Here is a 13379-nt window from a genome sequence, read left to right on the forward strand (position 1 = left end):
TGCATGCCCTGTTGTTCACCATGCAAGAATTTCTTCCCCATTCCCGACCCCGAGGAAAAACCCATCCCTTCGCGCCGGTCGATCTCTCGACCGACTGGCAAGTGGGCGGCATTATCAAGGCCAGGGCGTTTCGCGTGGCCGCGCACGCAGGCCATGAAGCCTGCTCCAACGGGGTCTACACGGTGGAGCGTTGTGTCGGCTCCATCGAGCTGACGGGCAACAAGGCGGGGCAGACCCATACCTCTTTGCTGATCGGCTTTTCTCTGGCAACCGATCTGCCGGCGCCCAGCTTCAGCATTACATCTCGCGAGGCGATCGGCACGCTCACGCTGCCGGCGCATCTGTTCGGGGCCTTCCTGGCCATCGTCCATGCCTCGCCCCTGTATTTCCGGATGGGGGGCGACGGTTACTGCAACGCCATTGCCAACGATGCGACGTTCCTGACCTAACCTTCTTCCAACCCAGCCGGTACTGGCAGGACCACCGCCAGGTACGGGCCAGGGTCAGCGTGCGGCCCGGGTACGGTCGGTCTGGCCATCCATCATGTCGCGCACCTTCCTGGCCAGGGCCGTGAGCTCGAAGGGCTTGGTCATGACTTCCATGCCCGCATTGAGCAGGCCATTGCCCACGGCAGCGTTCTGGGCAAAGCCGGTGATGAACAGCACCTTGAGCTGCGGCCGGTCCTGCCGCGCCGCGTCCGCCACCTGGCGGCCGTTGAGCCCGCCGGGCAGGCCCACGTCGGTGAGCAGCAGGTCCACGCGGCGCATGGAAGCCAGGGTGCGCAGGGCGCTGGGGCCGTCGTGGGCCTCTACCACCACGTAGCCGGCGTCCTTGAGCACCTCCACCGTCAGGGTGCGAATGGTGCTTTCGTCCTCCACCACCAGGATGGTTTCGCCATCGCCCTGCTGCACGCTGTCGGCGGGGCTTTCCGCCGCGTCTTCCAGCACCTGACCGTCGTGGCGTGGCAGGTACAGGCGCATGGTGGTGCCCACGCCCACCTCGGATTGCACGCGCACGTGGCCACCCGACTGGCGCACGAAGCCATACACCATCGACAGGCCCAGGCCCGTGCCCTGGCCCGTGGGCTTGGTGGTGAAGAAGGGGTCGAAGATCTGCTCGATGAGCTCGGCCGGCATGCCCGAGCCGGTGTCGGTGACGGACAGGCACACATAGTCGGCCACCGGCAGGCCCTGGCTGCGCACCATACCGTCCGTGGCCGCGATGTTGGTAGTGGCGATGGCCAGGCGCCCGCCGCCGGGCAGCATGGCGTCGCGCGCGTTGATGCACAGGTTGAGCAGCGAGTTCTCGAGTTGCGAGGGGTCCACGCGGGTGGTCCACAGGGCCTCGGCCGCCGTGCATTCGACCTGCACGTCCGGCCCGACCGAGCGGCGCACCAGCTCTTCGAGCCCGGCCACCAGGCGGTTCAGGTCGGTGGCCTTGGGGTCCAGTGTCTGGCGCCGGGCAAAGGCCAGGAGTCGCTGGGTCAGCGCCGCTGCGCGCTTGACCGAGTCCTGGCCCATGGCGATGTAGCGCTCTGCCTGGTCGAGCTTGCCCTGGCGCATGCGCACCTTGAGCACCTGCAGGCTGGCACTCACCGCGCCCAGCAGGTTGTTGAAGTCGTGGGCTATGCCGCCCGTGAGCTGGCCCACCGCCTCCATCTTCTGTGACTGGCGCAGTGCCTCTTCCACGGCCATCAGCTCGCCCGTGCGCGCCGCCACGGCGGCTTCGAGATTCTCGTTCACATCGCGCAGCCGTGCTTCGCTGAGTGCCAGGGCGTTGGCACTGCGCACGCGTTCGGAAACCGACCGGATGCGCTCGGCGAACTCGTGCACGAAGTCGACTTCCTCCAGTGTCCACTGGCGCGTGCCGCCGTAGTGCAGCAAGAGGATGGCCACGAGCTGGCCCTGCTCGATCAGCGGCACGCTCAGCAGGGCTCCCACCCCCTGGGTATCTAGCGTTCCCCGGGGGTAGCGGGCGGGGTCGGCTGCGCTGTCGGCCACCACCAGGGGGTCACCGCGCCGCAGCACATCGGAGAAGGAGGCGAGGTCCTTCACGCGCCAGGTGCCAGCCAGCGTGGCCAGGCCATGGCCGCTCCAGTCCTGGTCGATGGTGCACAGCTCGCCCGTGGCGTCGATGCTGCCGTAGCAGGCCCGGTCCACGCGCAGTGCTTCGCCCAGCAGGCGCGCGCCTTCGGCGGCGATGGCCGGCAGCTCGCCCACCTCGCGCAGCCGCTCGGGCAGGCGCGCCAGCAGGTTGCGCCAATGCTCGGCGCGCCGGCGCTGGGTGACGTCGCGCACCACGGCCAGCGAGCCCAGGGGCCGGCCCAGCGGGCCGAGCAGGGGCGAGACCACGGCCTCGACGTCGATCAGCCGGCCATCGTTCACGCGGTGCACGGTGCCCAACGTGGCCAGGGGGGCGCCGGGGGCGCTCACAGCGGCGTCCTCCCCGCCGCTGCCGGGCATCTCGGTGAAGATGAACTGCCGGGGCTGGCCCAGCACGTCGGAGGACTGCACGCCGTAGAGCCGCTCCGCGGCGGTGTTGACGTACATCACCAGCCCGTCCTGGTCGAAGGCGAAGACGGCGTCCTCCATCTGGCCCAGCACGTCCTGGCGCAACTGGTCAGTGGCCGCGTGCGCACTCTCCAGGGTATAGATGGCGTTGTTCACCACAAGCGCATCGACGTCGCCGGTGTGGATGGCGTGCAGCGTTTCCTCCAGCTCCTGCAGCCGCAACCGGAGGGTGGCGTTCTCGGCGGTGAGGTCGCCCTCGCTGCCCAGGCTCGGTTCGAATGCGTCCGCCGTCATGCGGCCCCCGGCGATGGCAGCAGGCCGAAGGCCTTGCGCAAGCGGCCCAGGTCCGACAGGTCACCGATAAAGCGGCGCTGCGGCAGCGGCGCCAGGCGCAGCAGGGTGGGCGACACGATGATCTGGTCGGCCCGCGCCGCATCCACGTTCTCGGCGATGTTCAACACCGTGAGTTGGTGCGCGCCGGGATAGGCCTCCTGCAGGATACGGCGCGCGTTGGCGATGGCACGCAATGATATGGGCGAGGCCATGCTCACATACAGCCGGTAGTCGTTGAGGGGCGAAACCTCGGCTGGCTGATCGCGGTGCGCAACACGGCGGGTTTCGGTCATGGGGTTCAGACGAGGGGCTTCACGTCCAGCCCGACGAGCACGCGCTCCTCGTTCGACAGGTCACCGATGATCTTGCGGATCGGCTCGGGGAACTTGCGCACCAGCGTCGGCACGGCCAGGATCTGGTCGCCGGCCGCCAGCTGCGGGTTGACCAGCAGATCCACTACCTCGATGCTGTAGCGGCCCGCCAGGTGCGTCTCGCACAGGCGCTTGAGGTTCTCCAGCGCGGCGGCGGAGCGGGGCGTGGAGCCGGCCACGTACAGCCTGAGCTGCCATTCGGGCTTGGCGGAAGTGGCGGATGCCTTTTCGCGCAGGGGGGTGATTGTTGCCATGGAAGTCAGCCTTTGCGTGCGGCGGGTTTGCTGGCGGCGCTGCCGCTGGTGCCGCGCCTGGCCGCGATGCTGCGCGCGCGATCCTGCACGCCCTGGGCTTCCAGCTGCTCGCGCTCGATCTCGAACTCCACCTCGCCGGCGCGCTCCAGGGCTTGCGCATTCAGGGCCGCGATCTGCGCATCCAGTGTCTTGCGGCGGTTGGCCAGGTCGCGAAGGCGGCGCGCGTGGTCGCGCCCGCGCAGGTCGTTGGTGGCCAGCAGCTGCGCCTCGTGGGCGATGCGTGCCGTGCCGGTGAGCACCTGGTCGCCAAAGAGGTACACGTCCACCAGGTCTACGCCCTTGTCGGAAAAGACGAACTCGCGCACCTGGTTGGAGTGCGGCATGCCGCGCGACTTGAGCACCTGCAGCGTGCGCGTGCGCTCGCCGTTGACGGCCACGTTGGCCAGCAGCAGCCAGCTGTCCATCAGCGAGGACACGCCGACCTCCGAGGTGGCCAGGGGGGTGTTGGCCGCATCGGCCGTCAGGCTGGTGAACAGCGCCGTGGTGCCCTGGGTCTTGAGGAAGTCGATGAGCCGCATCAGCGTGATCTTGAGCCCGGCGTCATCGCCCTGCGAGGTCAGGTTGCTGATGGGATCCACGACAACCACGCTGGGCGCGAATTCGCGCACCAGGTCGTACATGTGCACCAGGTGCTGCTCCAGGCCCTGAAGGGTGGGGCGCGTGGATTCAATCCTGAGCAGGCCCTTGTCTACCCAACGGCGCAGGTTCAGTCCGATGGACTCCATGTTCCGCAGCAACTGGCTCTCGGATTCCTCGTAGGCGAACAGCACGGCTTTTTCGCCACGTGCGCAGGCGGCATTCGCGAAGCTGGCAGCAATGCTGCTCTTGCCCGTGCCGGGCGCGCCCGAGACCAGCAGGCTGCTGCCCCGATATACCCCTCGGCCACCCAGCATGTCGTCCAGGCCGGCGATGCCGGTGGAGACGCGCTCGCGCGAGGCTTGGTGGTTGAGCGCCAGCGAGGTGATGGGCAGCACCGACAGGCCGGTGCGGCCGATCAGGAAGGGGTACTCGTTGGTGCCATGGGCCGAGCCGCGGTACTTCACCACACGCAGGCGTCGGGTGGAGACCTGTTCTGCGATGCGGTGGTCCAGCAGGATCACGCAGTCGGCCACATACTCCTCCAGTCCATAGCGGGTGAAGGCGCTGTCGCCGCGCTCGGCGGTGATGATGGCCGTGACCCCCTTGTCCTTGAGCCAGCGGAACAGCCGGCGCAGTTCGCTGCGCAGGATGGCATGGTTGGGCACGCCCGCGAACAGGGCCTCCACGGTGTCGAGCACCACGCGCTTGGCACCGATCGAATCGATGGCATAGCCCAGGCGGATGAACAGGCCTTCGAGGTCGTACTCGCCGGTCTCCTCGATCTCGCTGCGCTCCACGCGCACGAAGTCCAGTGCCAGTTTCTTCTGCCGCTGCAGCTTTTCGAGGTCGAAGCCCAGAGAACGCATGTTCTCGGCCAGTTCGTCGGCCGACTCCTCGAACATCATGAACACGCCGGGCTCGCCGTATTCGGTAGCCCCCCGGACCAGGAATTCCGCGGCCAGCATGGTCTTGCCACAGCCCGCTGCGCCGCACACCAAGGTGGGGCGCCCGGCGGGCAGGCCGCCTTCGGTGATTTCATCGAGGCCGGAGATGCCGGTGGGCGACTTGGCAATGCCGGCGGGCGTTGTGGGCGGGGCTTTCTGCTTTTTACGGGTGGCGGCCATCGGTGCGCGATCAGGTGGAGATGGAATGAAGGGCTGGCGATGCTCCGGCCGTGACCGGACGTAAGCATCGTAGGAAATCCCTGACCGCCTCACTGTAGGACACGACCGGATTGCGCTGCGCGGTGGGCACCGGCCCTTGCGCAGAGACGGTTCACGCCGCAAAATTTGCCAAGTCGGTTGCCTGCGCAGCCAACGTACTTTTCAACCCGCCATCCCCGGAGGTTGCCATCTCCCACGCGCCCGGTCAGGACCAGCTGCAGAAAGTGCGCTGCTACACCCTCTATTACCCAGGGGGTAGGGTGTACGCGGGCGATACCGAGGGGCACCTGATCGCGCTGGCCCTGGTCAGCCACCGCAACGGGCGCTACAGCTACACGCTGGAGGGCAACGGCTTTGCAGCCGGTGGGCTGGACACGGCCCACGCCCTGCTGGAGGCCATCGCCAGCCAGCTCACGGCGGAGTACGTCGAGGCGCAGTTCCACCACAGCCCTGACCTGGCGAAGGCAGATGTCTTCGACCTCACGGCCGGGCCGCACCTGAACATCCGGCTGCCGGTCTCCTGAGCCGATTTCGGGCGCTTGGCCGGGAGGCGGAGCGGCTGCTGTCCTACAAGGCTGCCCTTAGGTGGGTGTTACTTTCCAAAGCACCTTCTGGAAAGGAAAACACCATGAGCGACGACAAGGATAAGACCGCACAGGACCGCCATTTCATCAACCTCAGCGAGCACTATGAAGTGCGCGACTGGAGCAACAGCCTGGGCGTGACCGAGGCGCAGTTGCGCGAGGCCGTGGCCGCCGTCGGCCCCTCGGCCGACAAGGTGCGCGAGTACCTGAGCCACGCCCGCTGAAGAGGGCAGCGCAATGGCCCGGGCAACGGAAGACGAAGGCAAGGCACCCACCTCCACGCGCACGATGTGGAAGGGGGCGATCAGCTTTGGTTTGGTGCACATACCCGTCGGCCTGTACTCGGCCACGGTGAGCTCGGGCATCGACTTCGACTGGCTCGACAAGCGCTCCATGGAGCCCGTGGGCTACAAGCGCGTGAACAAGGTCACGGGCAAGGAGATCGCCACGGCCGACATCGTCAAGGGCATCGAGTACGAGGACGGGCACTACGTGGTGCTCACGCCCGAGGAGATTGCCGCGGCCTACCCCAAGATCACGCAGACCATCGAGATCGAGACCTTTCTCGATGCCGACGAGATCCCCTTCGTCTACCTGGAGCGGCCCTATTACACGGCCCCGCTCAAGCGCGGCGAGAAGGTCTATGCGCTGCTGCGCGAGGCCCTGCGCCAGAGCAACAAGGTGGGCGTGGCCAAGGTGGTCATCCAGAGCAAGCAGCACCTGGCGGTGCTGATCCCCTGCGGCCGCGCGCTGATCCTGAACCTGCTGCGCTGGGGCGGCGAGATCCGCTCATTCGAGCAGCTCAACCTGCCGCCGCTGGATGCCAAGGCCGCCGGCATCAAGCCGGCCGAGATGGACATGGCGCTGCAGCTCATCGACGACATGACCCAGCCCTGGGACGCAGACGGTTTTCGCAACTCGTTCGCGCAGGAGATTCACAAGCTGGTGGAGACCAAGGTGGCCTCGGGCGAGACCGCCACGGTGGTCAAGGTCGACAGTGGCAAGGAAAGCGCCCCGGCCGGTGCCGATGTGCTGGACCTGACTGCACTGCTCAAGCGCAGCCTGGAGGGCAAGGGCGGCAAGGCCACGGCCAAAGACGCCAAGGGCAAGGCGGCATCCGTGACGCCGCTGCCCGCCGCGAAGAAAAAGGCGGCGGCCAAGCCCGCTGCCAAGAAAGCTCCAGCCAAGCAGGCAGCCGCCAAGAAAACGGTCGCCAAGAAGGCGCCTGCGCGCCGGGCGGCCTGAGCCATGGCGAAAGACCCGCACATGGCCGACTCGCTCGCTCTCTACAAGCAAAAGCGCAACTTCGCCATCACGCCCGAGCCGGCCGATGGCGGCGAGGCGGGCGGGCCGGCGCTGCAGTACGTGATCCAGAAGCACTGGGCCAGCCGCCTGCACTACGACCTGCGCCTGGAACTCGATGGCACCATGAAGAGCTGGGCCGTGCCCAAGGGCCCGAGCCTGGACCCGGCCGACAAGCGCATGGCCGTGCAGGTGGAGGACCACCCCATCTCGTACAACAGCTTCGAAGGCCAGATCCCTCCCAAACAGTACGGTGCCGGCAAGGTCATCGTCTGGGACCGGGGCTACTGGGTGCCCGTGGGCGATGCGGCCCAGGGCTACCGCAAGGGCAAGCTCAAGTTCGCGCTGCACGGCCACAAGCTCAAGGGCCACTGGACGCTGGTGCGCATGCATGGCAAGGGCAGTGAAAAACAAGCCCCCTGGCTGCTGATCAAGGAGCACGACGATTTCGAGCGGCCTGCCGCCGAGTTCAGCGTGGTCGAAGAAATGCCCGACAGCGTGACGTCGCTCGCGCCCCTGGCTCCGCCACGGCCTGCCGGCGTCGCGCGTGTCGAGGCGCCGCCGGCCCGCACCGCGAAGCTGGCCAAGGTGCCGCTGCCCGACACCCTGGCACCCCAGTTGGCCACCCTGGTGGACAAGCCCCCGGCCGACACCACGGACTGGCTCTGGGAACTCAAGTTCGACGGCTACCGCCTGCTTGCGCGGGTGCACAACCGCTCCGTGCGCCTGTTCACGCGCAACGGCAACGACTGGACGCACCGCATGCCCCAGCTGGTCAAGGCCATCGGTGAGTTGCCGCTGTCCTCGGGCTGGCTCGACGGCGAAGTGGTGGCCATGGACGAACACGGCACACCCGACTTCCAGGCGCTGCAAAACGCCTTCGATGCCAGCGTGGCCAAGGACCTGGTGTACTACCTGTTCGACCTGCCCTATGCCGACGGGCACGACCTACGCGGCCTGCCCGTGGTGGAGCGCCGCGAGCGGCTGCGCGCCCTGGTGGAGCAGGTGGCGACCGACCGCGTGCGCTTCAGCGAGAGCTTCGAGGCCCAGCCTTCGGACCTGGTGTCCTCGGCCTGCCACCTGGGCTTCGAGGGCGTTATCGGCAAGCGCAAGGCGGCGCCCTATGCCTCGCGGCGCAATGCCGACTGGATCAAGCTCAAGTGCAGCCACCGCCAGGAGTTCGTGGTGTGCGGCTACACCGATCCCCAGGGCTCGCGCACCGGCATCGGATCGCTGCTGCTCGGCGTGCATGGCGACGATGGCGCGCTGCGCTATGCGGGCAATGTGGGCACGGGCTTCAGCGAGCGCACCCTGCAGGAACTGGCTACCAGGCTTAGGGCGCTGCACAGCACCAAGATCCCCTTCCCCGAGGGCACGGCGGTTGGCAAGAAGGCCCACTGGGTCAAGCCGCGCCTGCTGGCCGAGGTGTCGTTTGCCGAGTGGACCAAGGAAGGGCGCATCCGCCATTCGGTGTTCCATGGCCTGCGCGCGGACAAGCCCGCCAAAGCCATCGTGCAGGAGAAACCCCAGGCCATGGCCGCCATCGAGAAAAAGAAGAAACCACCGGTCGTACGCAAGGCCACGGCCGCCGCGGCATCCCTCCCGGATGCGCTGCGCATCTCCCACCCCGACCGCGTGATCGATGCCACAACCGGTATCACCAAGATCGAGCTGGTGCGCTACTACGCCACCGTGGCGCCGCTGATGCTGGAACACTTGAAGGGCCGGCCCGTCTCGCTGGTGCGCGCGCCCGACGGCGTGGGCGGCGAGCTGTTCTTCCAGAAGCACCTGGACAAGGGGAGCATGGAAGGCGTGGCGCTGCTCGATCCGGCGCTCGACGCAGGCCATGCGCCGCTGCTCGAAGTGGCCCGGCCCGATGGCCTGCTGTCGGCCGCGCAGATGAACGTGCTGGAGTTCCATACCTGGAACGCGCGCAAGGACCGCATCGAGCGCCCCGACCGCATGACCTTCGACCTGGACCCGGGCGAGGGCGTGTCCTGGGAGCAGGTACAACAGGCGGCCCAGCTGGTGCAGGTGATGCTCAAGGAGCTGCACCTGCCGGCCTTCCTCAAGACCAGCGGCGGCAAGGGCCTGCACGTGGTGGTGCCCATCAAGCGGCTGCAGGGCTGGGACACGGTCAAGGGCTTCTCGCAGGCCGTGGTGCAGCACCTGGCCGAGACCATTCCCGCGCGCTTCGTTGCCAAGAGCGGCCCGCGCAACCGGGTGGGCAAGATCTTCGTGGACTACCTGCGCAACGGGCGTGGGGCCACCACCGTGAGCGCCTGGTCCGCGCGCTCGCGCGAGGGCATGGGCATCTCGGTGCCCGTGGCCTGGAAGGAACTGGACGCGCTCACCAGCGGCGCGCACTGGACGGTGCGCACCGTAGGCGAGCGCCTGCGCCAGGGCAATGCGCCCTGGCAGGGCTACGCGGCGGCCGCCGTCTCGTTGTCGGGCGCCATGCGCCTGCTGGGCTACAGCGCCAAGGACTGAACCGAATTCACCCCATTTCAGCTTTCTCATCAACCATAGAAAAAACCAAAATGATCAAGATCGGCATCGTGGATGACCACAAAATCGTTCGTGCAGGCCTGCGCCAGTTCCTGGCCGACCACGTGGACCTGCGGGTGGAAGGAGAAGCCGGCAACGGGCGCGAAGCCATCGACCTCATCCGCGAGCACGACATCGACGTGCTCGTGATGGACCTGGCCATGCCCGGGCAGAGCGGCCTCGATGCCATGTCCATGCTGCGTGCCAAGGCGCCGGACATGGGCATCCTCATCCTCAGTGGCTACCCCGAGGAGCACTACGCCATCAACCTGATCCGCCAGGGGGCGAGCGGCTACCTCAACAAGGAGTGCAAGCCCTCCGAGATCGTCGAGGCGATCCGCGTCATCGCGCTGGGCAAGCGCTACCTCACGCCCACCGTGGCCGAACTGCTGGCCCAGCAGCTCAACCGCCCCGGTGAGCGGCCCGCGCACGAACATCTGTCCGAGCGCGAGTTCCAGGTGTTCCTCAAGCTCGCCCAGGGCGCCAACGTCGGCGAGATCGCCGAAGACTTGTCGCTGAGCGTCAAGACCGTGAGCACCTACCGCACGCGCCTGATGGAAAAGCTGCACCTCGATTCCAACAGCGACCTGACCTACTACGCACTGAAGAACAACCTGATCCAGTGAGCGGCGGTCGGCGGGGCAGGGGCGTGGCGGCCCCAGCCGCCGCGCCGTCTGCGGGGCCTGCAAGCGCCTTCACGGTGGGGCGCTGCGGCCGGGAATCTTGCTGTCCACGGCCCGCGAGGCCTTGCGGTCGCGTTCGAGTTGCTCGTCCACGAGCTCCTGCTCCACATGGTCCGGTGTGTCCCCCTGTTCCTCTGGTTCGGGCTCCGGGCGGGTGGCGGCGGCTTGGCGTCGGAAATGGTCGGCAGCCGGGAATGGCCAGGAGGAAGGGGATTGGGTGGTATGCGTGGTCATGGCCTGCTCCTACTTGGCGGGTGATGTCCGCCGGATCGGTCCATTCTTTCAGCGCGTCACGGTACCCGGGGTAAGACAACGGCGATGATGCCGGCCAGGGTGTCGCCCGGTCCGGCGCTCGCGAGTTCCGCGCTCAAAGAGGTGATGAACGTCCTGCCCCGATGACCGGGGTTCTGCCACTTCTCCTACAGTGCAGCCTATTGGCCTGGGAACATGATGTGCTCTCGACACCCCTTGGAGGTCACCATGTTCCAGCCACTTCCCCCTGCGGCCAGCGCTGTGTCGTTCATCGGCGCAGGTCTGGCCATGGTCGCCTATGGCGCGTCTGCCGCCGTGGGGTTGGTGGAGGGGGACGAAGCCCCTGCCAAGGTACCTGCCGCAACGGCGGATGTTCCGCAGAGCGAACTCGGGAAATGCCTGGGAAACCGCTTCGAGGCCTACCTGTACCGGGGATGCTGACCACGCCATGGACGAACAACGCATTGCTGCACTGGTCGAGTTGGGCGCCTACCTGCAAGCCCGCAACTACGAATTCACAACGGTCACGCCCTTGACGCACCAGCGGGTACTGCGCAACCGGGGCGACCTGCCCGCGCGCGACCTTCGCGATGCCTTTGGCTGGAACCTGCCCTTCGATGGCGCGCTGCTGCCAGCGCTTTTATCGAAGAAACTGGTGTCAGCACAGCTCATCGCGGAGCTGGAGGGCGGCCTGCACCAAAGCGCGGTGCGGTACAGCAGCCTGGCCGGTGGGTTGTATGCCCACTCGGGGTTTCCCACGCTGCAGGAGGATGCGGTCTTCTTCGGCCCCGATACCTACCGGTTCGCGGCCCTCATCGGCTCCGAACTGGCCGCTCGCCCCCTGGAGGCCGCGAGCCGGTTGCTGGACATGGGCTGCGGCGGTGGGCCGGGTGGAATCGTGGCGGCGCGCGCGGCCGGAAACAGCGTTCAGGAGCTGGTGCTTGCGGACATCAATCCCCAGGCGCTGGTGCTGGCGCAGGCCAATGCCCGCCTCGCGCAGAGCACTTGCTGCACCTTCGCCCAGACAGATCTGTTCCAGGATGTGGTGGGCGATTTCGATTTGATCGTCTCCAACCCGCCCTATCTGGTCGATGCGGACAAGCGCACCTACCGGCACGGTGGTGGCGACTATGGCGAAGGGCTCTCGCAGCGCATCCTTGAACAGTCCATCGCCCACCTGCGCCCTGGTGGCCGGCTCATCCTGTACACCGGCTCCGCCGTGGTGCAGGGCGTGGACCCCTTTTCCGAGTGGGCTGCCGCCACGGCAGCACGCGCAGCTTGCCACTTCACGCGGCGCGAGATCGACCCCGATGTCTTTGGCGAGGAACTCGACCGGCCGGAGTACGCCCCGATGGACCGGATCGCCGCGATCGGGTTGGTGGTGCACAAGCCGGCAGCATGAGGATCCTGGGCATCGGGGCCAGCAACGACCTGGCCGCCATGTACGGCGGCATGCAGGCGCGGGGGCACGAGGTCAGGGTGTTCGTCCGTGATCCGGCCAGCCATGGCGTGTTCGCGGGCATGCTAACGCGCACGCACGACTGGAACAAGGAGCTCGGCTGGGTCCGGCAGGCCGGGCCCGAGGGACTGATCCTCTTCGAGACAGCGGACCAGGGGGAGGTGCAGGACGCCCTGCGGGCGCAAGGCTTCCAGGTCATCGGTGGCAGCGCCCTGGGCGACCGGCTGGAGGCCGAGCGCGAGTATGGCCAGTCCGTGCTCCGGCAGGCTGGCCTGCGCACTGCGGCAAGCCATTCGTTCACCTCCTACCGCCAGGCCGTGGACTTTCTCGCCGCCCGGCGCCAGCGCTTCGTGCTCAAGTTCAACGGCGCCGCCAGCCCGCGCACCAGGAACTACATTGCCCAGAAGGGCGACAGCAGCGACCTGGCCGCGCTGCTGGAGTTCTACACTGCGCACGAAGCACCCGTGCCCTCCCCGGATTTCGTGCTCATGGAATACATCGATGGCATCGAGATTGGCGTGGGCGGGTATTTCAACGGTGCCGAGTTTCTCGAGACGGCATGCATCGACTTCGAGCACAAGCGCTTCTTTCCCGGGGAACTGGGGGAGCTGACGGGCGAGATGGGCACGGTGGTCAGCTACGCTGGCAGCGGCAGGCTGCGTGAGCAGGTACTCAAGCCCCTGGAGGGCCTGCTGCGCGATGGCGGCTACTGCGGCTACATCAACGTGAACCTCATGGCCAACGCGGATGGGCTCTGGCCGCTGGAGTTCACCAGCCGCTTCGGCTACCCCGGCTACGCCATCTGCGAGCGCTTGCACCGGGAGCCCTGGGAGGCCATCTTCCTGAAGATGCTCCACCGCTCGGCCACTGGCTTTGAGACAACGCCGGATTTTGCCGTGGGCGTCGTGCTGACGGTTCCGCCGTTCCCCTACACCCACGGGTACGAGGAAATCTCCAAGGGCATTCCCGTGATCCTGGATGAGGGCCTGTCGACGGGTGAGCGCGCTGCCATCGCCTTTGCCGAGGTGGAGCTGCGCCAGGGCGCCCTCATCACCAGCGGTACCAGCGGTTACGTGGGCGTGGCCACCGGCTGCGCAGCCACCGTGGAGAACGCCCGCCTGCGCGCGCTGGAGCTGGCGCGCAAGGTCTACGTGCCCAACCTGCGCTACCGCAACGACATCGGTGCGCGGGTGTCGGACGAGCACATCGGCCTTCTGCGGCAGTGGGGCTTTCTGTAATTGCGCGAGGGCCGTAGGAGGCCGCTCACGAGGATGGGAGCTTT

Annotated in this window: 14 protein-coding genes; 9 read left to right on the forward strand and 5 right to left on the reverse strand. The window is 67.2% G+C overall.

Annotated elements, in window-relative coordinates:
- The first annotated feature begins 11 nt into the window (after positions 1–11).
- Positions 12–449 (forward strand): hypothetical protein, encoded by a 438-nt coding sequence (locus tag AC07PF_RS21370; RefSeq protein WP_494613185.1) that lies wholly within the window; start codon positions 12–14, stop codon positions 447–449.
- A 54-nt stretch (positions 450–503) separates the two neighbouring features.
- Here AC07PF_RS21370 and AC07PF_RS21375 read toward each other — a convergent pair whose 3' ends face one another.
- The 4 genes from AC07PF_RS21375 to kaiC are packed head-to-tail and all read right to left on the reverse strand — an operon-like array spanning position 504 to position 5231.
- Positions 504–2804 (reverse strand): ATP-binding protein, encoded by a 2301-nt coding sequence (locus AC07PF_RS21375; RefSeq protein WP_494613186.1) that lies wholly within the window; start codon positions 2802–2804, stop codon positions 504–506.
- Entirely contained in the window at positions 2801–3136 is a 336-nt protein-coding gene (locus tag AC07PF_RS21380) for a circadian clock KaiB family protein (RefSeq protein ID WP_494613187.1), read from the reverse strand. Before AC07PF_RS21380 ends, AC07PF_RS21375 begins: the two co-directional genes overlap by 4 nt.
- Before the next feature lie 5 nt (positions 3137–3141).
- Positions 3142–3468: a circadian clock KaiB family protein gene (locus tag AC07PF_RS21385; RefSeq protein ID WP_007857158.1), complete on the reverse strand. Its 327-nt coding sequence runs from the start codon at positions 3466–3468 to the stop codon at positions 3142–3144.
- Between the two features lie 5 nt (positions 3469–3473).
- Positions 3474–5231 (reverse strand): circadian clock protein KaiC, encoded by a 1758-nt coding sequence (gene kaiC, locus AC07PF_RS21390; protein ID WP_494613188.1) that lies wholly within the window; start codon positions 5229–5231, stop codon positions 3474–3476.
- Between the two features lie 263 nt (positions 5232–5494).
- Here kaiC and AC07PF_RS21395 point away from each other — a divergent pair, with 263 nt between their 5' ends.
- The 5 genes from AC07PF_RS21395 to AC07PF_RS21415 all read left to right on the forward strand — a co-directional run bounded on the left by AC07PF_RS21395 (position 5495) and on the right by AC07PF_RS21415 (position 10329).
- Positions 5495–5794, forward strand: a complete 300-nt coding sequence (locus tag AC07PF_RS21395) for a hypothetical protein (RefSeq protein WP_494613189.1) — start codon at positions 5495–5497, stop codon at positions 5792–5794.
- A 104-nt stretch (positions 5795–5898) separates the two neighbouring features.
- The gene (locus tag AC07PF_RS21400; RefSeq protein WP_007857155.1) at positions 5899–6078 is read left to right on the forward strand and encodes a DUF3606 domain-containing protein; all 180 of its coding nucleotides are present in this window, start codon (positions 5899–5901) and stop codon (positions 6076–6078) included.
- A gap of 13 nt (positions 6079–6091) precedes the next feature.
- A complete protein-coding gene (gene ku / locus AC07PF_RS21405) occupies positions 6092–7099 on the forward strand; it encodes a non-homologous end joining protein Ku (RefSeq protein ID WP_494613190.1) in 1008 nt (335 codons plus the stop codon).
- Between the two features lie 3 nt (positions 7100–7102).
- The gene (ligD, locus tag AC07PF_RS21410) at positions 7103–9646 is read left to right on the forward strand and encodes a DNA ligase D (RefSeq protein WP_494613191.1); all 2544 of its coding nucleotides are present in this window, start codon (positions 7103–7105) and stop codon (positions 9644–9646) included.
- Positions 9647–9696: 50 nt separating this feature from the next.
- Positions 9697–10329 (forward strand): response regulator, encoded by a 633-nt coding sequence (locus AC07PF_RS21415; protein WP_007857152.1) that lies wholly within the window; start codon positions 9697–9699, stop codon positions 10327–10329.
- Between the two features lie 69 nt (positions 10330–10398).
- Here AC07PF_RS21415 and AC07PF_RS21420 read toward each other — a convergent pair whose 3' ends face one another.
- On the reverse strand, positions 10399–10620 hold the full coding sequence (locus AC07PF_RS21420; RefSeq protein WP_494613192.1) for a hypothetical protein: 222 nt from the start codon (positions 10618–10620) through the stop codon (positions 10399–10401).
- A gap of 246 nt (positions 10621–10866) precedes the next feature.
- On the opposite strand from AC07PF_RS21420, the gene AC07PF_RS21425 reads away from it, so the two are divergent.
- From AC07PF_RS21425 to AC07PF_RS21435, 3 genes are read left to right on the forward strand one after another with little or no spacing between them, the layout of a single operon-like run.
- Entirely contained in the window at positions 10867–11079 is a 213-nt protein-coding gene (locus tag AC07PF_RS21425; protein WP_494613193.1) for a hypothetical protein, read from the forward strand.
- 7 nt (positions 11080–11086) lie between these two features.
- Positions 11087–12040, forward strand: a complete 954-nt coding sequence (locus tag AC07PF_RS21430) for a methyltransferase (RefSeq protein WP_494613194.1) — start codon at positions 11087–11089, stop codon at positions 12038–12040.
- A complete protein-coding gene (locus AC07PF_RS21435; RefSeq protein ID WP_494613195.1) occupies positions 12037–13335 on the forward strand; it encodes a phosphoribosylamine--glycine ligase in 1299 nt (432 codons plus the stop codon). The genes AC07PF_RS21430 and AC07PF_RS21435 overlap by 4 nt, the downstream gene beginning before the upstream one ends.
- Positions 13336–13379 lie beyond the last annotated feature (44 nt).

It is taken from the genome of Acidovorax sp. GW821-FHT10A04 (assembly GCF_059415825.1).